Source organism: Paraflavisolibacter caeni (assembly GCF_025628885.1).
Classification (GTDB): domain Bacteria; phylum Bacteroidota; class Bacteroidia; order Chitinophagales; family Chitinophagaceae; genus Flavisolibacter; species Flavisolibacter caeni.
Window position 1 is genome coordinate 1 of sequence record NZ_JAOTIF010000023.1, and the last position, 22,280, is coordinate 22,280.

Annotated in this window: 24 protein-coding genes and 1 riboswitch; of the genes, 9 read left to right on the forward strand and 15 right to left on the reverse strand. The window is 42.3% G+C overall.

The features are described 5' to 3' along the window. Both OCK74_RS21505 and OCK74_RS21510 read left to right on the forward strand, forming a co-directional pair. The coding region (locus OCK74_RS21505; RefSeq protein WP_279299153.1) for a thiamine pyrophosphate-dependent enzyme at positions 1-276 on the forward strand (276 nt) is incomplete at its 5' end. Between the two features lie 20 nt (positions 277-296). Further along, complete coding sequence (locus OCK74_RS21510) at positions 297-2,384, forward strand: HEPN domain-containing protein (RefSeq protein WP_279299154.1); 2,088 nt, start codon at positions 297-299, stop codon at positions 2,382-2,384. 52 nt (positions 2,385-2,436) lie between these two features. Here the strand turns inward: OCK74_RS21510 and OCK74_RS21515 are convergent, their stop codons facing one another. Further along, positions 2,437-2,724 (reverse strand): hypothetical protein, encoded by a 288-nt coding sequence (locus tag OCK74_RS21515; RefSeq protein WP_279299155.1) that lies wholly within the window; start codon positions 2,722-2,724, stop codon positions 2,437-2,439. Between the two features lie 744 nt (positions 2,725-3,468). On the opposite strand from OCK74_RS21515, the gene OCK74_RS21520 reads away from it, so the two are divergent. Next, positions 3,469-3,789, forward strand: a complete 321-nt coding sequence (locus tag OCK74_RS21520; RefSeq protein WP_279299156.1) for a hypothetical protein — start codon at positions 3,469-3,471, stop codon at positions 3,787-3,789. A gap of 80 nt (positions 3,790-3,869) precedes the next feature. Beyond that, on the forward strand, positions 3,870-4,118 hold the full coding sequence (locus OCK74_RS21525) for a DUF2158 domain-containing protein (protein WP_279299157.1): 249 nt from the start codon (positions 3,870-3,872) through the stop codon (positions 4,116-4,118). 36 nt (positions 4,119-4,154) lie between these two features. On the opposite strand, the gene OCK74_RS21530 is transcribed toward OCK74_RS21525, so the two are convergent. Further along, positions 4,155-4,715 carry an acyl-CoA thioesterase gene (locus OCK74_RS21530; protein WP_279299158.1) on the reverse strand — a complete coding sequence of 187 codons (561 nt, stop codon included), beginning with the start codon at positions 4,713-4,715 and terminating at the stop codon, positions 4,155-4,157. A 157-nt stretch (positions 4,716-4,872) separates the two neighbouring features. Between OCK74_RS21530 and OCK74_RS21535 the strand changes: the two genes are divergently transcribed. Further along, on the forward strand, positions 4,873-5,184 hold the full coding sequence (locus OCK74_RS21535) for a hypothetical protein (protein ID WP_279299159.1): 312 nt from the start codon (positions 4,873-4,875) through the stop codon (positions 5,182-5,184). Between the two features lie 130 nt (positions 5,185-5,314). Here OCK74_RS21535 and OCK74_RS21540 read toward each other — a convergent pair whose 3' ends face one another. Next, positions 5,315-6,757: a glycoside hydrolase family 28 protein gene (locus tag OCK74_RS21540; protein ID WP_279299160.1), complete on the reverse strand. Its 1,443-nt coding sequence runs from the start codon at positions 6,755-6,757 to the stop codon at positions 5,315-5,317. A gap of 353 nt (positions 6,758-7,110) precedes the next feature. Between OCK74_RS21540 and OCK74_RS21545 the strand changes: the two genes are divergently transcribed. After that, entirely contained in the window at positions 7,111-7,557 is a 447-nt protein-coding gene (locus OCK74_RS21545) for a response regulator (RefSeq protein WP_279299161.1), read from the forward strand. Positions 7,558-7,750: 193 nt separating this feature from the next. Further along, positions 7,751-8,023, forward strand: coding sequence for a hypothetical protein (locus tag OCK74_RS21550; protein WP_279299162.1), 273 nt, complete (start codon positions 7,751-7,753; stop codon positions 8,021-8,023). Positions 8,024-8,043: 20 nt separating this feature from the next. On the opposite strand, the gene OCK74_RS21555 is transcribed toward OCK74_RS21550, so the two are convergent. From OCK74_RS21555 to OCK74_RS21610, 12 genes are all read right to left on the reverse strand, one after another. Next, entirely contained in the window at positions 8,044-8,862 is an 819-nt protein-coding gene (locus tag OCK74_RS21555; RefSeq protein ID WP_279299163.1) for a universal stress protein, read from the reverse strand. 18 nt (positions 8,863-8,880) lie between these two features. Then, positions 8,881-9,153 carry a hypothetical protein gene (locus OCK74_RS21560; protein ID WP_279299164.1) on the reverse strand — a complete coding sequence of 91 codons (273 nt, stop codon included), beginning with the start codon at positions 9,151-9,153 and terminating at the stop codon, positions 8,881-8,883. Positions 9,154-9,236: 83 nt separating this feature from the next. After that, on the reverse strand, positions 9,237-9,818 hold the full coding sequence (cobC, locus tag OCK74_RS21565) for an alpha-ribazole phosphatase family protein (RefSeq protein ID WP_279299165.1): 582 nt from the start codon (positions 9,816-9,818) through the stop codon (positions 9,237-9,239). After that, positions 9,803-10,588, reverse strand: a complete 786-nt coding sequence (locus tag OCK74_RS21570; RefSeq protein WP_279299166.1) for an adenosylcobinamide-GDP ribazoletransferase — start codon at positions 10,586-10,588, stop codon at positions 9,803-9,805. Before OCK74_RS21570 ends, cobC begins: the two co-directional genes overlap by 16 nt. Before the next feature lie 4 nt (positions 10,589-10,592). Then, on the reverse strand, positions 10,593-11,651 hold the full coding sequence (cobT, locus tag OCK74_RS21575; protein ID WP_279299167.1) for a nicotinate-nucleotide--dimethylbenzimidazole phosphoribosyltransferase: 1,059 nt from the start codon (positions 11,649-11,651) through the stop codon (positions 10,593-10,595). Further along, positions 11,648-12,400 carry a Dph6-related ATP pyrophosphatase gene (locus tag OCK74_RS21580; RefSeq protein ID WP_279299168.1) on the reverse strand — a complete coding sequence of 251 codons (753 nt, stop codon included), beginning with the start codon at positions 12,398-12,400 and terminating at the stop codon, positions 11,648-11,650. The genes cobT and OCK74_RS21580 overlap by 4 nt, the downstream gene beginning before the upstream one ends. Then, a complete protein-coding gene (locus tag OCK74_RS21585; RefSeq protein WP_279299169.1) occupies positions 12,390-12,917 on the reverse strand; it encodes a bifunctional adenosylcobinamide kinase/adenosylcobinamide-phosphate guanylyltransferase in 528 nt (175 codons plus the stop codon). The genes OCK74_RS21580 and OCK74_RS21585 overlap by 11 nt, the downstream gene beginning before the upstream one ends. After that, positions 12,914-13,132 (reverse strand): cysteine-rich CWC family protein, encoded by a 219-nt coding sequence (locus OCK74_RS21590; RefSeq protein WP_341483213.1) that lies wholly within the window; start codon positions 13,130-13,132, stop codon positions 12,914-12,916. Before OCK74_RS21590 ends, OCK74_RS21585 begins: the two co-directional genes overlap by 4 nt. Further along, complete coding sequence (locus OCK74_RS21595) at positions 13,113-14,054, reverse strand: ABC transporter substrate-binding protein (RefSeq protein WP_279299171.1); 942 nt, start codon at positions 14,052-14,054, stop codon at positions 13,113-13,115. Before OCK74_RS21595 ends, OCK74_RS21590 begins: the two co-directional genes overlap by 20 nt. A gap of 5 nt (positions 14,055-14,059) precedes the next feature. Next, positions 14,060-14,656, reverse strand: coding sequence for a DUF6580 family putative transport protein (locus tag OCK74_RS21600; RefSeq protein WP_279299172.1), 597 nt, complete (start codon positions 14,654-14,656; stop codon positions 14,060-14,062). Positions 14,657-14,686: 30 nt separating this feature from the next. Next, positions 14,687-16,624 carry a TonB-dependent receptor plug domain-containing protein gene (locus OCK74_RS21605; protein WP_279299173.1) on the reverse strand — a complete coding sequence of 646 codons (1,938 nt, stop codon included), beginning with the start codon at positions 16,622-16,624 and terminating at the stop codon, positions 14,687-14,689. A 116-nt stretch (positions 16,625-16,740) separates the two neighbouring features. Next, positions 16,741-16,942: riboswitch (cobalamin riboswitch) on the reverse strand. A 436-nt stretch (positions 16,943-17,378) separates the two neighbouring features. Next, positions 17,379-18,158: an NUDIX hydrolase gene (locus OCK74_RS21610; RefSeq protein WP_279299174.1), complete on the reverse strand. Its 780-nt coding sequence runs from the start codon at positions 18,156-18,158 to the stop codon at positions 17,379-17,381. Positions 18,159-18,247: 89 nt separating this feature from the next. Here OCK74_RS21610 and OCK74_RS21615 point away from each other — a divergent pair, with 89 nt between their 5' ends. Continuing rightward, positions 18,248-20,617 carry a glycoside hydrolase family 3 C-terminal domain-containing protein gene (locus tag OCK74_RS21615; RefSeq protein ID WP_279299175.1) on the forward strand — a complete coding sequence of 790 codons (2,370 nt, stop codon included), beginning with the start codon at positions 18,248-18,250 and terminating at the stop codon, positions 20,615-20,617. Between the two features lie 9 nt (positions 20,618-20,626). After that, positions 20,627-22,273 carry a carboxylesterase/lipase family protein gene (locus OCK74_RS21620; RefSeq protein WP_279299176.1) on the forward strand — a complete coding sequence of 549 codons (1,647 nt, stop codon included), beginning with the start codon at positions 20,627-20,629 and terminating at the stop codon, positions 22,271-22,273. The last annotated feature ends 7 nt before the right edge of the window (positions 22,274-22,280 follow it).

Below are 22,280 nucleotides of genomic sequence, written 5' to 3' on the forward strand. Positions count from 1 at the left end.
GGTTATGAAATGCAGAATGGCCTAATCCAGCAGGATCTTGCAGTGAAATCAGGTTATTGGCCACTGTTCCGCTTCAATCCGCTGAAAGATCAAGGGGAACGCTTCACACTGGATAGTAAAGATCCTTCTGTAGCATTGGAAGAATTCTTATACAAAGAGAACAGGTTTGCCACCATAAAAAACAGTGCGCCAGAAAGAGCGAGTGAATTTTTGGATTTGGCAAACGAAGGCTTGCGTAAACGCTGGCAACGCATAGAAGCATTGAAAGCTTTATAAATTTTTAAAAGAGAAAGAAGATGAAGACATTGATAAGTCAACTAGAAAACCCACTAGTGGTACAGGATATTCAAGACCTGAAAGATAAAATACTTGATTTCGCACTGGGAAAGATCAGGGACGATGAATTCCGTGGCATGCGTACAGCGAGAGGCGTATATAGCCAACGGCAATTTGGTGTGCAAATGGTCCGTATCAAAGTGCCGATGGGAAAGCTCAATTTCAGACAATTGTTGTGCATTGCTGATGTTGCAGACAAATATGCCAGTAAATACCTGCATCTTACTACGCGGCAGGCCATCCAGATCTATGGTGCCAGCCTTGGAAAGACGCCCGAACTCTGGGCTGCTTTAGAACAGGAAGACATTACCCTGAGAGGCTCAGGAGGGAATACCGTGCGGAACGTTACGGCTTCACCTACTGCAGGCATTGATTCCTCAGAGCTTTTTGACGTAACCCCATATGCATATGCTGTATATAAATATTTCCTCCGCAATCCAGTTGCCCAGGAAATGGGTCGTAAAGTAAAAATCTCCTTCTCTTCCAGCGAAGATGATACTGCTTTCTCCTTTATTCATGATTTAGGGTTTATTCCTAAAATCAAATTGGTGAATGGTGCCCGGCAGCGTGGCTTTAAAGTGCTGGTTGGTGGTGGGTTGGGGGCACAACCTGCCCTTGCTCCAGTAGCCAAAGAGTTTTTGCCAGAAGCAGAGTTGATATCATTTATAGAGTCAACGCTAAGAGTTTTCGGTCGTTATGGTGAACGAAACAACCGCCATAAAGCAAGACTGAAGTTCCTGGTCAACCAATTAGGCGTAGAAGAAATGTTACGACTGATTGAAAAGGAGCAGGTCGCGGTTAATCCGGAAGCTTACTTGGTAGACTTTACGTCAGAACCTTTGTCTTTGCCCAGACCAGATGCGATTCAATACGGTGCATCAACTATTCATTCCCCTAAATACCAGCATTGGCTGGCTACGAACGTAATTGCTCAAAAACAGCTGGGTTTTTATGGGATCGCTGTTAAGATCAATGGTGGTGATATGACTTCAGAGCTGGCCAGGAAATTTGTGAGTGCTATACAAGGGTTAGTTGCAGATGATATCCGTATTACACAAACACAGGGCTTTGTGTTACGCTATGCCAACAAAGAAGCTTTGCCTGTTCTCTTCAGCAATCTGGATCAACTAGGGTTGGCAGAACCGGGCTGCGACAGTGTTGCAGACATCACTACCTGCAGGGGGACAAATACTTGTAACCTGGGTATCGCTAATAGCCTGGGACTGGCGGGTGTGCTGGAGCAATTGATCTACGAAAAATATGAGCGCCTGATCTATAATCGAGATATCAAGATCAAAATAAGCGGCTGTATGAACTCCTGCGGGCATCATGGCTTAGCACAGATTGGATTTCATGGAAGTTCCATTAAGGCCAATAATAAGGTTGTTCCGGCAGTACAGGTGCTGTTAGGTGGTGGAGTAATGGGCGATGGCCGGGGAAGGATTGCTGATAAGGTGATTAAAGTGCCTTCCAAACGGGCGCCACAAGTACTTACTTCTATACTGGATGACTATACTGCCTATGCATTTGGAGGAGAAAATTTTCAACAATATTATATCCGGAATGGGAAAGACTATTTCTATCAAATGCTGAAACCCATGACAGATACATCATTACTGACTGATGATGATTATGTGGATTGGGGCAACGATGAGCCATTTAAAACGGCTATCGGTACAGGTGAATGTGCTGGTGTGATCATCGACCTGACTGCTTCTCTATTCAATGAGGCAAATGAAAAATTAAAGAAGGCAAAAGCTGCCCTGGTTTCAGGTGAATATGCAGACGCGATCTATTATGCCTACAGCACAATGATCATTGCTGCGAAAGCGGCATTGTTGAAGAAAGAAGTGAATTGCGGCACACAACTGGGAATCATTGATGAATTTGACAAGTACTTTGCCGGCATCATTGATGATCCGGACTTCTCTAGTTTTCATGACCTGGTACTACAGATCAACCAGCTTGAACCAGAAGTTACATTCGGGCAATCTTATTGTAACCAGGCTGGGAGCTTCCTTCAAAAGCTAATGGCGGAAGAAAAATGAGTGATGAGTAATGAGTAATGGGTATAGGGTACCCATTACTCGTACTTGATAATTAGGTGCCATTAATTAAGTCGTGTTCCTTAAGCAGACCGGCAATCCTGTTAATCACTTCAATATTTCCTTCTTTGATGCCCCTGCTTGACAGCGGCTTGCCATTTTTAAATTCAAAACTCAATTCAGGCGGAAGGCTTGCTATTCTTCTTTCTTCTAGGCCACACAATGGTGCAGCCGTGTAATGGTTACCGTCTTTAAAAATATCAAAGTCGATGTTTTTATTGATGATTCTATTTCCTGGTGTGCGGTAGGGAACTTCAATTGTGAAGCTTGCAATTTTTTCCATTATCTAATATTTACAAATTGAATAAATAAGGCTGTTCATTGAGTGCACTATCAATAGCACTGACTCATTGACTAAAAGCCCGCTATAGAAATAGCGGGCGAGAACGATTGCTTGCCATATGAAATCCTTTAGTATCTTAATTAATTCTATATATTTTTTTAAAGCTATTATTTGTTGATTGAGCGTTTCTTTTTCAAGTTTTAAAGTAAATGTTCCCTGGTTAACCTGATTTCTTTGTTATTATTCAATAATTAAGCCATGATTTTGATATATGTATGAGTTCCTTATGTTTTCATTTTAAGGAATAAATGTGTACTTAATTTCCCTATTCATTCATCAGAAGTTCAATGAAGAGTGGTTTGAAAGGAATCTAATTAATTGCCTTCAGTTGAGGTTGTGCATGAATATTTTGAACTTATCAGAATAAGCTGTTTTCGCACTTGAGGCTCTTTGTTTGAGGTAGGTAAAGCTATTTAAGAAAAAATAAAACAGTAAAGGGTCATTCCCCGTAATTGGTAATAAACAGAGTTGAAGTAAAAGATGGTTGCCCTTCTTCAGACCGGTCCATTTGTTCTTTACTGTCGTTATGTACCTTGTAGCTTCCATCACATGTAGGTTTGCTTCATTGTATATATTGACAAAAACATGCCAATTTTTTTTAACGATTGCTTGTATATATATGTTAAGAGTCTTTAAAAGAAGGAGGTATCATCCATACTGGCTTTGTTATTGCGCATAGCGGGCATGAAAACAGTATTAAAGTATATATATCTGGACCCGAGCACGTACTGGATGTTTGATAATCCTGTTAAGGTAACAAAGGAATTTGATTATGATAGCCCACCAATTGGTTCTGCTTTCTTGTATATGAAAGAGAATGGATTATATGCAGACATTATTTTGGAAGGATCAGCAGAAAATCACCTGGAACTCTATCCTCATATCAGCTTTTCAAAAAACAGTAAAGCCATTAGTTCTATAAAACTGTCTTCAATTGAGAATGCAAATGAAAGCGTAAAAACGATCGATCAGCAGACTATGGATGCAGACCTGCCTCATTTTTAAAAAATGGCAGTTCCTGAGTGTATTTACCATTAACTTTATGAATGTAATCTGCATGTATCATCACCCTAATAAATAGTAAGATGAAAACAGGTGACATTGTACAATTGAAATCCGGCGGCCCCAGGATGACTGTTCAAAGGGTGATTGGTTCAGACAAATCAAACTTTGGACTCAAGGCTGCCGACGAGTTTTTAAAGATGAAAGGATTTGAGGACGGCGACGTTATTTGCCAATGGTTTGAAGGGAACAGGCTGAATGACGGCACTTTCAAAGTGAATACGCTCAATGTTGTAGAAACCAGTAGCAACTTTGGGTTTAGCATGGGTTAGTTCTTCATTCTCCATTGGCGATTATTGCTTCATTTCTCAAGCAAACTTTCCCTCTATAACACAACGTTCATCCTTAAGCGTCTCCAGGTAATCTTCAATGTCTGTAGATGCTTTAATTTTTATTTGTTCCGCCTTATAGACCTTCTTAAATTCCTTTCGTCTTGTAGCCTCATAAAAACGCCTGATTTCATTGCTATTTTGCAGGATCAGGCCCGGTACCTGCACTGGTTTGTTGTTATCGTCCAATGCTACCATTGTAAAATAACTGGTATTGGTATGTTTCATAACACGTGTTTTTACATTTTCTGATACTACCTTAATACCTATAATGAGCGAAGAGGTCCCAACATAATTTACTGATGCTAGCAGAGATACGATTTCTCCCACTTCCACCGGCGCCAGGAAGTCTACTGTGTCAATTGAAGCTGTCACACAATAAGCGTCTGCATGTTTGGCTGCACACACATAAGCTACTTTATCCATTAATGACAGGATCACACCTCCATGTATCTTTCCTCCGAAATTGGAGTAAGAAGGTATCATCAATTCTGATAAAGTGGTTTGAGAATATGCAACTGTTTTGTATCCGTCTGCCATAAATGTTGAAATTTAAACCGGTGGTTTAAGCCAGTTATCTTCTGCGAATGTATTTATCGTATGAATAATAAAAGGATATATAAATCAATTTATATTTGGTATGGCATTTGTGGTTTGATTTTCAATAAGTTGGAGCTCAAGAGATACTTACTTACCCATGCCGACCTCCAAACGATACAAGCAGTTAAAGCTTGGTGTGGATTCTTTCCGGAGCCATTACCAAAGTGTCGTACTTTCCTTTACCATCAAGCGCAAATCTGTAAGCGGTATTTTAAAAGGTAATCGTGTTGATTGGATGTTCCAATCAGATAGCCCGGCATTTTTAAAGCTGGTTCCATCAGGTATATTGAACAAATATGCGCTTTGGTGGGATATGGTTCCAAAAGATCTCGATAAAGTTTACAATGGAATCTTTGAAGCTGCTTTCAAAGCAGGTTACGATTTATGTGAAATAGATTTTGAAGTTTAATCTACAAATTAGCGCCTATGTGCTGATGCTTCCTTCAACAAAAAGCACCACGAAAAACGTGATGCTTTTTATCTTCCAATCAGTTCGCCACTTAATATTTCAATATGATCGTCTATTGATCATTATTGATTCACCATTCTCCATTCACCTGTTTCACCTCCACCTTCTGCCCATTAATGCTTACATTCTCAAAGCGAACATCACGTGCATTCGTGAATTTATATGGAGTCTTTACTGTATCAATTGTGACATTGATCAAGCGAATGTTTTGAATAGGTGATTCTTTGTAAGCTTCGAGGCGCACACCATATTTCCCGCCCTGTCTTACTCTCATGTTCTTTACTTCAATGTTGCGGATGGTAGGCATGTAGTTGCCCGCATCTTCATACAACATAGTAGCAATCACTACCTCTTCTTTTACCTGTCCTACTTCAATATTCCGCATATAGATATTCTCTGTAACGCCTCCACGTGCAGAACTGGTTTTGATACGGAGCGCCCTGTCCAATTCCGGGCTGCTCATGTTGCAGTTTTCTGCAAATACATTACGAACACCACCCGAAATCTCGCTGCCGATCACAATACCGCCATGACCATTAGCCATTTTGCATGCCTGGATGATGATGTTTTCACTGGGTATATTGATCTTGCGGCCATCAGCATTCCTACCTGATTTAATGGCAATACAGTCATCACCTGTATTGAAGTAACAATCCCTGATCAGTACATTTTTACAGGATTCAGGATCGCAGCCATCGTTGTTAGGACCATGGCTTTCAACCTTTACTTTTTGTATCGTCACATTGTTACACAATACAGGATTCAATATCCACATTGGCGAGTTAATGAAGGTTACCCCTTCAATCAATACATTCTCACAACGGTAAGGCTGCACAAATTGCGGACGCAGATAAAAGCCTGGTCCGAACTTACGTTCTGCTACCGGCACCCCTTTTTCAGCCATCTCAAATAAGGCCGGTCTTTTATCCTTGTCATTCTGGTTCGGCGTTCCCGGTTTCCAACCATCCTGAAGGTTACCTTTCCATGGCCACCAATTCGTTTCATTGGATTGCCCGTCAATAATACCTTCACCGGTAATAGCAATGTTCTTTTGTTCAAAAGCATAGATAAAAGGAGAGTAGTTCATCAATTCTATGCCTTCCCATCGGGTATATACCAAAGGCAGGTAATCTTCCGGTTTGGTAGAGAACAGAATTTTGCCTCCTTTCACTACATGGAGATTAACATTGCTTTTCAAATGAATAGGACCTGTGAGAAAGGTGCCCTGTGGAACAACCACTCTTCCTCCACCTTCCTTGTTACATGCTGCAATAGCTTTTTTAAAAGCATCAGAGCAATTAGCAGAACCATCTCCAACTGCTCCATAAGCGGTAATTACGTAGTCTTTATCGCGGAAATCTGGGGCCTTGATTTGCTGCAGGATGCGAGGCACTTCGTTCCAAACATCATCAGAGGTCAGGCTTTTCGAAACCTTAGGGGTACAGGCTGGTGTTGTCAGCAGTGCAACCAAGAGCATCAGGAAAGTAGAACAAGAAATTAAATAACTCTTCATAGTGCTGAAATTAATATAAATGTTGAACCATTGATCAATGAATGAGCTTTCTTTAGCCGGATTATAAGATCATTTTAGCAGGTTTGCAAAGAACGTTGTTTTGTTGTTAAAGAAGGGTGTTTTCAATCATTTAACCAATTCGGTAACAACCTCTTGTATTTTTCTCGCTTTTTACTTATTTTTTCTTTTGCATCAACAGGTAAAGAACTGGGCTCAACGGACAAAAAGGGCTTTAGGGCGAATGAATCAACGGTATTTATGTATATAAGATACTTTTGTAGTCAATCCTTTAAGTACCCTTTTTAAGCTTCTCCCCAGAACTAAGCCTGTTAAAATGTTTGCTAAACGTATTTATGAAGACACAACATACGAGACAACATCATATTCTTTGGGCCGACGACGACAATGATGACCTGATGCTGATGCGTGAAGCATTAGAAGGGATTGATCATCATCATCAAATAACAGAGGCTAATAATGGTCGTGAAGTGCTTGATCATTTGGGTAGCATTGAAGATCCTTCCCAGTTTCCATGTCTTATTATTTTAGACATGAATATGCCTATATTAAATGGCCGTGAAACCTTAGCGATCTTAAAAAGCGAGGAGAAATACAGCTCAATACCTGTAGTGGTTTTTACAACCTCCAGCAGCGAAATGGACCGGATGTTCTGCCGCCGCTTTGGCGTGGAAATGTTTACAAAGCCAGATGACTTTGTAGGTCACCAGCAAATGATCCAGCAACTGTTGCGGTTTTGCAGTATTTGCAAGGAAAGTGTTGCCACGGAACATTGTTGTTAAAATAATTGTAAGATACAATTGTGGACTGTTGTCCATAATTGACGCATCTGAAGCAAAGCCTGGTTGTGTATGAATTTAGACTTACTGTGGAAGGTAAGTGGATCATACGCAATCAGGCTTTCTGTTTGATATTTCCTGATCAGTAGGGTATCCTTTTTGCACAAGAACTTTTGGGTTTTAAATGTCGTAACCTATGGAGTGGAAAGCTGTTGTGCGTTTTTTGGGAGACCCTGCGCATTATAAAATAATTACGGACCGGTCTGGAATTTATTACGCCCGCCTCTTAAAATATGAAGGGGCGCCTGGTGTTACACCTCCACAAGATATTGTGCTTGTTAAAGGTATACGCCGCTGGAATGGCAGTTATGATGTCCAGGAGTTTATTGATGAATTGGGGAGGGCAATTGATGCCCGTCAGAGGGGCAGTTCACCATCTTCATCAAGGCCAGAACCGACTGGCTCCTGATATTTCCAGGTTTCACTTCATTATTCATGCGTAATGAATAATGATGCATAGGTCTGTGTCCTTACTGCATTAGACAAACTCGTGTGAAAAATCCGGGACAACGTATGCTCTCCATACGACCCCATCACCACTATTTTGCCTTCAGAATCCGGGTGTATATAATTGACGATTTGTTCCTCCGCATTTCCATGCAGGATTTCACTTTCCAGGTTACTAAAGTGATGGTTTATCCAGTTTTGAAAATGACCTTCATGAGGAAGTTGCTCGTCTTGCTTTGAAGTTACATATATAATCTTTGCTGGTAATCCCGTCCATTCAGGAAAGACGTAGCTGAATATTTTTATAGCATAGATGCTGGATAACTTTCCATCATAACATAAAATGATCTTTTCAGGGGACTTCCATTCTCGTGAGACAAGAAGCACAGGCGCGTGTGCACCAATAAGGATGTCTTTAATAGAGTATTCATCTGAATCTGACCGTGCATCAGCCATAATGAGATCCGAAAAAGAACTGATGTGTAATAAATGACTTACTGAAGTTACCTCATCAATTTCAAAAGAGAAAGGAATCCCCTCGACATCACACCCATCTTTGAATACCTGGAGTTCGCTTTCTATTCTTTTCCTGTTTTCCAACTTGGCCTGTTCTGTTAATACATTCGTGCCGGCCAGTGCAAGGTCGTTAGGAAAAGGATAATCAAATTCCGGCGATGTTTTCAGATCGTTCAGGAAAACTGCATAGATAAAAGAAGAGGATTTCTTGGCAATATCAATTGCGCTTGAAATGACATGTTGCGGAAAATGCCCTGCGTTAAGGATAACCAGGATCTTTTTCATTTCAATTAGCTTTATATCCTAAAGATACACCAACTCCCTATTCCCCCATATCTTGCATCCCGGTTGTGATAATATCTCCCTGAGCGCTCCTGGTTCCACAATTTCAAAGGATTGAACAGGAAATTCATTGGTAAAGTACTCAACCACGTCATCCGTCAGGAACATGCCGTATACGTGAGGGCCGCCAGTTACCAGGAAATAGAAGTACTCCGGAGGTGTTTTAGCTATAAAATCTAAAAGTGCTGGCCTGGCTATTTGAGTTTTGAATGTATAAGTTCTGATAAATGACATACTGCGCCCTTCTAACTGGATTGAAAAGCTAAAGTATTGAAACTGTTCAAATGGAAAGTGTTACGTCATTGCATTTTTAGAATTTATCCTTCAACAGGCTGCCTGTTATAAAGTATGGTATGCGCATATTGCTGCGCTTTGACTTCTACCTTGACCACGCATCCATAAAACAAGGAAAACATCTTAAAAGAATCTACCAACGCAACATTCTCTATAAAAGATAAAATGCTCCTGATGACACCACCATGTGAAACAATAGCGATCCTTTTGAATTGAGGATGCAGGGATTGAAAAAACGCTTTAGCGCGCTCATAAAGGTGCGTGTAGCTTTCACCACCAGGTATCACAACATTGGCAAAATCTTCCATCCACTGTTTCAATATGTCCTGATCAATATCGTTCCATAATTTCAGTTCCCACTCCCCGCAATTGATTTCCTTCAGCCGGTCATCAAAATGAATATGGTGTTCCGGAAATAAATGTTCAGCTAGTTGCCTGCACCTTTTCAAAGGACTGCTGTACACTTTTTCAATACATTCAGGCAGGTACTCCCGGATGCATTTAGCTTCATCATGAAATGATTCCACTACGTCAAGATCTGCCTGCCCATAACAAGTATCTCTGGTAATATTGGGTTTTGTATGCCTGATCAGGTATATTTCCATAGTAAGATTATTGACAAATAACAAACCACTTCTGTTGCTTGTTGAATGGCGCCTAAACAATCTCCCGTATACCCCCCGATCCATTTTTTAAAATAACGGATGAGTAAAAAGGTTGTAACCAGCATAGGGGCGATGACAAGCAGGTATTGGGAAGGTAAGACAATAAAAGGCAATAAGCTAAATAAGCCCGCGCTCAATAGTTCAAAAGTCATCAATCTCCTCGAAGCCAGTGGCTTCGACTTACTTTTTTCCTGCGAAAAAACATAAACAGACGTTTGTATGGCTACAACTGCCATAAACCGGCTAAGCGCGTGTGCCATCAGGAAGATGCCCACTATGGTTAATGTCGAAGATGTAGAAACAAATAAGGCAGTTATTTCTCTAAGCAATAAATACTTCGTTGCCAGCATGCTTATTAAACCGATTACCCCAAAAGTGCCGAGCCGGCTATCTTTCATGATGTCCAATATCTTTTCTTTAGTCCAGCCGCCTCCAAAGGCATCACAGGCATCAGCAAAGCCGTCTTCATGAAAAGCGCCTGTTGTGATCACACCTGCAATTATAGAAGCCAAAACAGAAAGCTCAATAGATAAAAAGGAATAACAGAGGAAGAACATCAATACACTGATGCTGCCAACGATCCAACCGATCAGTGGAAAGTACTTGGCGGCTTTCTCTAAATATTCCGGCGAATGATCCGTCATTTGTGGTACAGGTAAGCGTGTCAGGAACATCAGGGCTGTAAAAAATATGCGTATTTCTTTTCTCAATGCTTTACATTTTAGTGCTGACGCCAGCCGATTCAAAAGAAGCCATCTGGTTTAAAAAAGCAACGGCGGATTGTATGAGTGGTATTGCCAATGCCGCACCGGTGCCTTCGCCTAGTCGCAAGCCTAAGGTTAATAAAGGTTTTGCCTGTAAATAGTGCAACATCTTCTGGTGTCCCTGCTCTTCTGAAGCATGCGCAAATATGCAGAACTGTAATACGTTTTTATTGATCTGATGGGCCACCAGTAAAGCTGCTGTTGCAATAAAACCATCGACAACAATAACCATTTTGTTTTCTGCAGCCTGCAGATAAGCACCCACCATCATGGCGATTTCAAACCCTCCAATTATTGATAATAGTTTTATGGGCTGGTCGATGAAGTTGTTCAATTCATGTTTATCAATTACTTTCTGTAATACATACTTCTTGATTTCCAACTGGCTGTCTGAAGCGCCTGTTCCTCTGCCTGTACATTCTTTTATGGGCAACTGAAGCAGGATACTCATGATCAAAGAGGCTGAAGAGGTATTACTAATCCCCATCTCTCCAAATCCTATGGTGTTGCAACCTTGCAAGCCCACTTGTTTTACGATCTTTTTACCCTCCTCAATAGCCTTTTTTGCCTCGGCTTCCGACATGGCCGGGTGATCAATGTAATTACTGGTACCATAGGCAATTTTTGCCTGGATAAAATCCTCATGCTGTATCGCTTCGCTCCATTGTTGGTTGACGCCTGCATCTACTATCTTTAATGCAATTTGATGCTGGCGGCAAAACACGTTGATGGCAGCTCCTCCCTCTAAAAAGTTGAGCACCATTTGAGCTGTAACCGCCTGCGGATATGGATTCACCAATTCAGTTTGTGCCACACCATGGTCTCCTGCAAAAACAATGACATGGGGATTTGTAATAACAGGCGATAAAGTTTGTTGTATGCATCCAACCTGCAAGGCAATATTTTCCAAATAGCCCAACGCTCCTATTGGCTTTGTCTTGCTGTTGATCTTTTGCCTGAGTTGTTGTTCCAAATATTCTTCTTTCATATTATTAAATTCCTGGTTCATGAAATGAATTCTTTTTGTGTAACGGGTAAAAGATCGCAAAACCAAAAGCCCATACTCGCCGGACGGGGCGGTTGCCCCGAAAAACAATTGTCACTGTCTTCCTTGGGTGCTTTGTATTCTCGGAAAACAACTTCACCTTTTTCAAAGAGAACTGGTTTTTGGAAGATGGGCCCGTCAAAAACAAAAGTGTGAAACTCGCCGTTTTCTCCACATGGATCAACTCCTTTGGGCAGGTCCTTGATAAAGTCCCGATCTATAATACGGCCCGCAAAGCTCTGATCCAGTAATTCTGCTTTGATGCAAACCAATATCGTTTTAAAACCCAGGTCTATAAATTCATGAAGCAACTCTGTCGTGTCTCTCTTCCATAATGGGAAAACGGCATTGACACCAATCCTGGCCAATTGCGTTTCCCTGTACACCTTTAAGTCTTCCAGAAAGATATCACCAAAGAAAGCATGGGTAAACTGCTCCTCCTTTAATCCTTGTAGTGTCTGCATCATATACGCTTCATATTCACTCATCGATGGTTGATCGGGCAATACCAGTTTTTGCAGTGGCAAGCCAATAGCTTCTGCCTGCTGTTCCATCAAAGCTTCCTGTACGCCATGCATGGATACACGTCCGTATTGATTGTTGATATTGGTGAGCAGGCGTTCTATGCTATAGTTGTTATCTTTCAATGCATGGTACAAAGCCAGCGAGCTATCCTTGCCGCCACTCCAGTTGAAGTATGATTTATGAGCCATGTTGATTGGGTTTAATCGTGACGGGTAAACCTGCTACCATGAAGATGACTTCATCTGCCATTTGTGCAATGTATTGATTGGCCCATCCCTGGAGGTCTGTAAACTTACGTCCGGCTTCTGTTGAGGCATGCAAACCCATTCCTAATTCATTGCTCACAATGAAAATCGACGCATCCAACGTGGACAGGTGATCAATCTCTTTTTGTATCGCTTCCAGGCAGAGATCAACGTCGCTGTCATAAAATGTAAAAAAGTTGGTGAGCCATAGGGTCACACAATCGATTACAACAGTCTGCTTTGATAATGGCAATTTTGCAAGGTGCATAGGCTCTTCATAGGTGGTCCAGCGTTGATCCCTTTCCTTTTGGTGCCGTCCTACTCTTGCTGCAAATTCTTCATCTTCTTCTGCAACCTGGGAGGTGGCTACATATACAGGTGTATTGGACAGTGCCAGTGCAGCCTTCTGAGCATAGGTGCTTTTGCCGCTACGGGCACCGCCTGTAATTAAACTGATCATCCGAAATATTTTTCTTTAAAAAAGACGTATTTGTTTTTCAGGTCTTTCAAACAGTTGAGACAAAGACAATCTTTGTACTTGTCTTCTATAAATGCTCTTTCTTCCAGGCTTAAAACAATTTTACTGCAATCGCATTGGGCGATGCTTCCTGCCTTACACTCAAAAACGTTGCTGCACCTGGGGCATCTTTTATCTTCATGTATGGGCATATGCATTGGATTGATAAAGGTTCACTGCTTTATGTTGCAAATGCTCAGGAACATGAAAAAGTTCCGGATGAAATAATGCAGACAACAACTCAATGCCGTCTACAAGGGTGCCGGCACTGGGTTGTGTAAACAAGTCAAAGTCTGCCATATAAACCTGCTGTTCCTGAACTGCTTTCAACTGCTTCCATTCTTTCCTTTCTGTCAGCAGGTGTATTTCTTCTGCTGTGCGGTCAATATGAAAGCCACAGGGCGCCACCACCAATACTTCTGGATCATACTTCACTAACTTATCCCAGGATGTTACAATAGAATCACCTGCAGGATTGCTGAGCATGTCCACACCACCTGCTTGTGCAACCTGGAAGGGGATCCAATGCCCGCAATTATAGATGGGATCCATCCACTCCATTACCATTACTCTCTTCAATGGCATGCGGTGTAAACGCAATACATCCAGTATCCTGTCTGTTCTTTTTTGCAAAGAAGCAAGATAATTGTATGCAGCTTCTTCCTTTCCCAAGGCTTTAGCAATGATAATAGTAGACTGATAAACATCTTCCAGGCTTTGTGGCGTTAAGGAAATAACCCCAGGCTGCTTTTTTAGTTTGGCTACAGCAGCACTAGTGCAAACCGTATCGATCTGGCACACTTCGCATACATCCTGTGTAAAGATGATGTCTGGCTCTATGGACTGCAGCAGTTCTTCGTCTACATAATACAAGCTCTTTCCCTGTGCTTTGGAGGCAGAAAAGATCTTGTCAATCTCAGCACTGGAATATTGCTTGCCTTCCAGTACACAACGTACTACTTTGGGTTTATCATGGAGTGCAATGGAGGGACATTCAAATGTCACTCCATACAACTCTTGTTCTAATCCCATGTCATAGATCATTTGTGTGGCTGCAGGTAAAAAAGAACAAGCTTTCATTGATCTTAGTTGATGGTTAATTGTAAAGAAGTGTTTCTTTGCTTCATCCATTCAAATGAACCAAACAAAATACTGCTATAAATGATCGTGCCTGCTAAAAAATTCTTCATATAAGGTAACCCCTGCATATAGCATTGAAGTAAACCTTCCCAATTGCGGCTCAATGGTTGCATGGTCCTCAGGTCTAATCCTCCGCCTGCCCATACTCCAAAATCAGCGATCAGCCAATGACTAAGCGAAGCTACAATAGCTGCCGCTAATACATTTTTCACATTGACTGTAGTAATCAGCCAATTACCGATAAAGCAAATCAACACAAATATCCCATAGATCACATACCATCCGTTATACATAATGCCAAATTTGCCTTCATGTATGAAGATGTTGATGATCAGGTCGCTGACAAATAAAGTGAGCATTGAAAACAGTACAGCTTTCCACTTCTTGGTAAAATAGGCGCCACTAAACAAACCCATTGCACCGATTGGCGTAAAGTTTGACCAGGGCGTTACGCATGCAGCATCTGGAATACGCATAGCTGCTGCTGCAATCATAAGGAGGATTAAAACTGTAAACCGGGGATCGATTTTTTGAATGGACATAAATGTTTGTTTATGATGATGAATAATTGTTTACAATGAAAATGTGAAACCGCCACTCACGAGCAATGGAATAGAATTATAACCCCAAACGTCAAAGAACTTCCTGTTGGTAACATTTTGGGCATCCACAAACAATTGCACAAATTTTTTGAACTTGTATGCTGCATGCGCATTTACAACAAGGTAATCATCCAATGCCACGTCTTCTTTTTGATAGCCGCCTACATCATATCGCTTGCTGGCATATTTCGCACTCACGCTGGCAAATAATGCATCAGTGAATTGATAACCCACATTGATATTCACCTGGTGCTGTGGCCTTCTCAGCATGTACTTGTATACAGTATCCTGGTAAGTGGTCCTGCTTTGTGAATGCTCCTTTGGTTGTAAATAGGTGTAATTGATTCCAATGGTCAGATTCCTGACTGCCTGGATGGTGTTTTCCCACTCTATACCTTTTACTGTTTGTTGATTGATATTATAGTATTTGTAAGAGAGATAATTAAAGTCTAATCCATTGGTGATTTTTCGTTGGAAGAATACAACCCGGTTGCTGAAATGCAGATGCTGTTGCTGCGCTCCCAGTTCATAAGTACGGGCTTGCTCAGGTTTCAGTTCCTGGTTGCCATAAGCTGAATACAATTGATATAAGGTAGGTGCTTTAAATGCGGTTGCATAGCTACCAAATACCCTATAATGTTGCGTGATCGCAAATGATGGATTGAATGAGAAAGTGCTATTGCTTCCATATCGTGAATGCACATTAATTCTCCCTCCCAGGTCTGCATGCAATCTTTCCTTCAATCCACTGTAAAACAGGGAGCCATATACAGACGCCTGGCTGTGAGAGGTGTCCTTGAATGCAGATTGGTAAGGTCCATATGAACTTAAAGAATAATACTGGCTGTTCATGCTGCTGAAGCGGTAATCAGCACCTTGCAGGAAACTAAAGCCGCCTCCAAGGTCTATGTTGGAAAACGCTTCAACAAACTGTGTTTTGCCATAGTAGTGATCCGTTGAATATTTGGCAAAGCCTTCAGCATGCAGGCTGTCGTTTAGATAGTCACGCCTGTTGTCTCCATACTGGTAATTGAGTGCTAGGCTTACCTTGTTTTTTTGGTAAGCAACACCACTTCCTGCCAGCACTGCTTTATTGGTAAAAGAGTAGTCTCTTTCATCGGTGAAAGCACCTGCATCCAACTCCGTTTTGTTACGGCTGTATTGCGCAAAGGTCCTGATCGATAAAGCCGGATTTACCTGGTATTTAAGCGAGGTGTTCACAACATCTCCATGATAGCCATCCTTGTCAAAATCCTGTTTGCCCGAACTATCAAAAGCTGATGAAAATCCATCTGTCCTGATCTTTGAGTACTTGGCTGCATACGATAACTTTCCTTCCTGCCCGCTGACCTGGAGATTACCTTTGAAGGTATTGTAGTTGCCTCCGCTGAAACCTGCATTCAAATGAAAAGGCTTCGATGTTTTTTGTTTGGCAGTAATGATGTTGATAACGCCGGCTACAGCGTCAGAACCGTACAATGTTGATTGTGCACCCCTACATATTTCAATACATTCTACCTGGTTCAGCGCAATCAGGTTCAAATCAAATTCATTGTTAATAAGGGTTGGATCATATACTGGTACACCATCAACCAATAGGAGCGTTCTTCCTGATGCCGCACCGCGCATAAATAGCGACTGGCTCATTCCTAAATTGTTCAATGCTCCATTGATGGTGATACCAGCCTGCTCATTCAAAAGCTGGCCAAGTGTCTTCCCGCTATTCCTTGCAATTTGCTCTTTTGTGATCACAGAAATCACCTTTCCAGTCGTGTTTTGTTTTTGCGGGAATTTGTTGGCGGTTACAATCACTTCCTGTAAGTCCCTGGAAGAAATACTGTCTTTTTGTGCCATCGCACAGATGCCTGCTAAAAGGCTGGAGGTAATGAGTCCTAATTTTTTGCTCATTGTTGATAATTAATTAGTGAACAATGAGCTTCCGAGAAAAGAAAAAACCGATGAAATATAAATGGCCTGCCAGTAGGAGGTTATTTACTTTCCATGCTTTTCACCCGAAAGCCGTGAATTATAAATGATACCTGGCAGGTCTTCTGGCTCGTTCCATTGTTGAAAGTCTTCCCATCGCAAACCGACAGTGACTAAAGAGGATCAACAACTATTGAAGGAACTTACAGCTACGGGGATAGCACCGGATTTACACCGGTTTCCCTTTTAATCCCGTTTCATAAAATCATGAAAGCAGGAACCATGTATGCCGCGAAGATATATACTTTCTCCTCAACTTTTTGTAATACTTACTCCATCCATTCCCTCTACTTACTCCCTACCTACTCCATAGATACTCCCTACTTAAGCCGTACCATAGCCGTACTTTAGCTATACTTTAAGCATACCTAAGCCTAGGCTACTTCGACCATCCTTCGACCATCCTTCGATCATCCTTCGACTATCCTTCGACCATCTTTCGACTATGCTTCGATCTGAATTGAGCAAATGCTCCTAAATAAGGGGAAAACAACCTACCGGCAGAACGCCTTCAATGCCCTGAACGGAGTTAATGGAACTGAGTCTAAAGATACACAACCAACCCCCACCCTCCAAGTTTTGAATCCCCCCAACTTCCAACTCCAAACTCCAAACCTCAAACTCCAAACCTCAATACCCCATTCCTGATTCGAATCATTCGTCATTCCCTCGGTTCCTACCACTCCTTCGCTAGTCCATTCTCCAATGCCTTGAAATAACTTTCCTTATTGAAAGAATACAGGTAAGGAGCTTTGTGCGCACCACCCGAATAATGCTTTTCCTTTTTATCAAGTATGCCGTAACTCAGTATCTTCCGCTGGAAGTTGGCCCGGTCCAGTTTCTTACCGAGAATCGTCTCATAAATCAATTGTAACTCTTTAATCGGAAATACTTCCGGAAGAAGGTTATAACCCACAGGTTGGAAGTTCAACTGCCTCCTGAGTACCTGGAGCCCCTTTTCTATAATTTGCTTATGATCGATGATGAGATCAGGTAAGTCAGTAATGCTATGCCAGGTACATTCACTGGACAACGCATCCGGTACTGGCTTTACTTTATTATATTCTACCAGTGCATAATAACCAGCAGTTACAAATCTCTGTTGCAGCCAGTGGGCATCTATATCTTCAATGCCTTCCTCCTGCAGCAACTTTTCTGCATGCTTTTCTTTGCTGCGTTCGACATCTCCAAACAAATAGAACTGTTGCAGGAATATGTCTTTTAATTGGGTGCGCTCGTTCAATACCCGGATCGCTGCATTTTCTACATCTTCATCTTTATAAACAAAACCTCCTGGTAACGCCCATTTGTTGTTGTGCTTGTATTTTAACAGTAATACTTTGAATTGGCCCGCATGAAAGCCAAAAATGACACAGTCAACAGATATAGAAGGTAAATACAATGCTTCACCCGTTCTAAGCTGTTCCTTAAAGAAGTTTGTTTCTTGATGCTGCATGTATGCAAATAAAAATATTTTATGGATTCCAAAATTATCATTTATATTGTGTCAAGCTGACACAATATAACCCTCTAACATTACTTGCCATGAAGAACCCGAATTTGAAGTTAGCAACTTGTTTGCTATTCGTCCTTGTAACTTCCTCTTTGTTTGCGCAAAACAAAAATGTTCCCCAATTAGGCTCCAGTCCTGTAAAGGAAGTAGTGAAAGCCATGACACTTGAAGAGAAGGTGTCTATGGTAGTTGGTACCGGCATGAATTTCCCGGGACTTTCTCCTGATATGCAAGGACCAGTTGTTGGTCAAACAGAAAATAAAGTGCCTGGTTCCGCAGGTACCACCATTGCTATTTCCCGCCTGGGTATCCCTTCCATAGTACTGGCTGATGGTCCTGCCGGTTTGCGTATTGCTCCATATCGGGGTAAGGATTCCTCTGTATCTTATTTCTGTACGGCTTTTCCTATCGCCACTTTGCTGGCTTCTTCCTGGGATGTAGACCTGGTGAAGAAAGTAGGCAGTGCTATGGGAAATGAAGTAAAAGAATATGGTGTGGACATCCTGCTGGCTCCAGCTCTGAACAACCATCGCAATCCTTTAGGAGGCAGAAACTTTGAGTACTATTCAGAAGACCCCCTGATCAATGGTAAAATGACAGCAGCTATGGTCAATGGCGTGCAGTCGCAAGGTGTGGGCACTTCCATAAAACACTTTGCTGCCAACAACCATGAATGGAACCGAAATACTATTAATGTGATTGTTGGACAAAGACCGCTGAGAGAAATTTACCTGCGCGGCTTCCAACTCGCTTTGAAAGAATCAAAACCCTGGACAGTCATGTCGTCCTACAATAAGATCAATGGTACCTATACATCAGAGCGCCATGACCTGCTGACCACTGTGCTCAGGGATGAGTGGGGTTTTAAAGGTTTTGTAATGACCGATTGGTTTGGTGGCAGTGATGCCGTGGCTCAAATGAAAGCTGGCAATGACTTGTTGATGCCAGGGACAGCCAAGCAGCAAAAAGCAATACTGGAAGCGGTACAAAACCATACTCTCGATGAGAAAGTGTTGGACCAGAATGTAGAACGCTTACTCACGATTGTACTGCAAACACCAAGCTTTAAAAAGTACAAATACTCCAACAAGCCTGACCTAAGGGGCAACGCTCAAATTGCACGAATGGCTGCTGCAGAAGGTATGGTGTTGTTAAAGAATGAAGGTGCTGTACTTCCGCTGCCGCACGCAGCCAAAGTAGCTGTCTTCGGTAATGCGACCTATGATATGGTAACGGGGGGTACTGGCAGTGGTGATGTCAATGAAGCTTATACCGTCTCCCTGATCGATGGTCTGAAAGAAGCTGGTCTTTCACCCGATGAATCCTTAAGTATGCCCTATCATACTTACATATCAGAACAAAAGGCAAAGAGGCCTAAAACGCGCAATTTTTTCCTGTTGCCGCCCCCAATTGAAGAATACAATGTACCGGCAGACATAATTGCAAAAATGGCCGAAGCTACGGATGTCGCCATGGTGACTATCGGAAGGAATTCAGGCGAGTTTGCTGACAGAAAATTAGAGAACGACTATTATCTCTCTGCAATAGAAAAAGAACTGCTGAAAAATATATCGGATGCTTTTCATGCCAAAGGAAAAAAGGTAGTGGTGTTATTGAATGTGGGCGGCGTCATCGAAGTGGCAAGTTGGAGAGATGGGGTTGATGCCATACTACTTACCTGGCAGCCAGGACAAGAAGCCGGAAATGCGATTGCTGATATAGTGAGTGGCAAGGTAACACCTTCCGGTAAGCTGGCTACAACCTTTCCGATGGATTATAAAGATGTTTCTTCTGCTCAAAACTTTCCCGGGAAAACACTGGAAGGTCCAGATCCAAACAACCGCTCCTTTTTTATAAATGATAAAGCCGCCGAAGTGGTGTATGAAGAAGGTATTTACACAGGCTACCGCTATTACAATACTTTCAATGTAAAGCCTGCCTATGAATTTGGGTATGGCTTGTCTTATACAGATTTCAAGTATGGCGACTTACAGTTGAGTGCCCCTGACCAAAAAGGGCAATTCAATGCAACGGTAACGGTCACCGATAATGGCAAACTGCCTGGCAAGGAAGTCGTGCAGCTATACATTACAGCTCCTTCAAAAAGCCTGGATAAACCCGCCGCTGAATTAAAGGCATTTGCAAAAACCGCATTGCTGAAACCCGGACAATCTCAAAAGCTTACCTTTACGATCAGGGCGGATGACCTGGCTTCTTTTCATCCAAACGCATCTGCCTGGATAGCCGAAGCCGGTAATTACAAAGTGGCTATAGGTGCTTCTTCTAAGGATATCAAACAAACGGCTTCCCTTGCCTTGTCCAAGGATGTTGTGGTTGAAAAAGTACATAAGGTATTAGAACCTGAAAAACCCATCAATGAATTGAAAACAGCTTCTAAATAAGTATTTTTTATGAGAAAGTTTTTGCTTCTTTGTCTGTTTACAACACTACTGCTGATGGCCGGTATTGCTCAAAGTAAAAAACAGGATGCTACAAAAGGTTCTGATAACAATAGTTTGCAAGTAAGAACAGTGAATGGTATTGTTGAAGGGGTACTGGAAAAGAGTGGTGTTCGCTCGTTCAAGGGAATTCCCTTTGCTGCTCCTCCTGTTGGCGCAATGAGGTGGAGAGAGCCCCAGCCTGTACAAAACTGGCAGGGTGTACGTAAGGCAAACCAGTTTGGGCCAAGGGCCATGCAGGCACCCATTTTTGGCGACATGAATTTCCGTTCCAATGGTATGAGCGAAGATTGTTTGTACCTGAACGTCTGGGCGTCCACCAGGAAAGGGAAGGAACTCTTACCTGTGCTGGTATATTTCTATGGCGGTGGCTTTGTCGCTGGCGATGGTTCCGAACCCCGATATGATGGCGAAAGTATGGCTCAAAAAGGTATTCTTGCACTAACAGTTAATTACCGTCTTGGTGTATTTGGTTTCTTGTCCCATCCGGAATTAACAAAGGAATCTCCTCACCATGCCTCTGGCAACTATGGCCTGCTGGATCAGGCCGCTGCTTTACAATGGGTGCAACAGAATATTGCTGCTTTTGGTGGTGATCCTAAGAAAGTGACTATTGCCGGAGAATCCGCAGGATCTATTTCTGTCAGCGCTCAAATGGCTTCTCCGCTCTCCAAGAACCTAATTGCAGGTGCCATTGGCGAAAGTGGTTCTTTGCTAGGGACATTGTCTGCTGTTCCGCTCAGTGAAGGAGAGCAAGTCGGAGTTCAATTTGCTAAAAGCATAAATGCCAATTCCCTGGCCGAGCTAAGGGAAATGAATGCGGACTCACTGTTGAAGGCTTCTACCAAACAGGATCCTTTCCGCTTTCCAAGAACTATTGATGGCTATTTCTTCCCGAAGAATCCATATGCAATTTTTGAAGCAGGCGAACAAGCCCGTGTGCCCTTGCTCGTTGGCTGGAACAGTGAAGAAATGAACTATAAGGCAATCCTGGGAAATGAGAGTCCCACAAAAGAAAACTTTGCTAAAGCGGTTCAGCGGCTCTATGGTTCACAGGCAGAAGAAGTGTTGAAGCTTTACAACCCGGCAACAGAAGAAGAAGTGGAGCGTATAGCTACAGGCCTTGCCGGAGATCGCTTCATTGCCTTCAGTACCTGGAAATGGTCCGATGTTCACAACAAGACGGCAGGAAAACCTGTTTACCGCTATTTATACGAAAGACCCCGGCCTGCCATGAGGCCTGAAATGGGGAATGCTTCGGCTGGCCTGGCTGGTGGTGTGCAGCTAAACACAACGGCTGCGCCAGCTCCTCCTGCAAAAGGGGCAGTTCATTCAGCCGAGATCGAATATGCGATGGGCAACCTTTCTACCAACAAGGTATATGCATGGACCGAAGATGATTACAAAGTTTCCCGCATCATGCAGGAGTATTTTGCCAATTTTATTAAGACAGGTAATCCCAATGGAGCCGGATTATCTGAGTGGCCAGCTGTAAACACAAGCAATCCTGTGCCTGTCATGCACATTGATGTACATACACGAGTAGAACCCGAAAAGTACAGGGAACGCTACTTGTTTATGGAACGAGCTGCAAAGTGATTGCTGT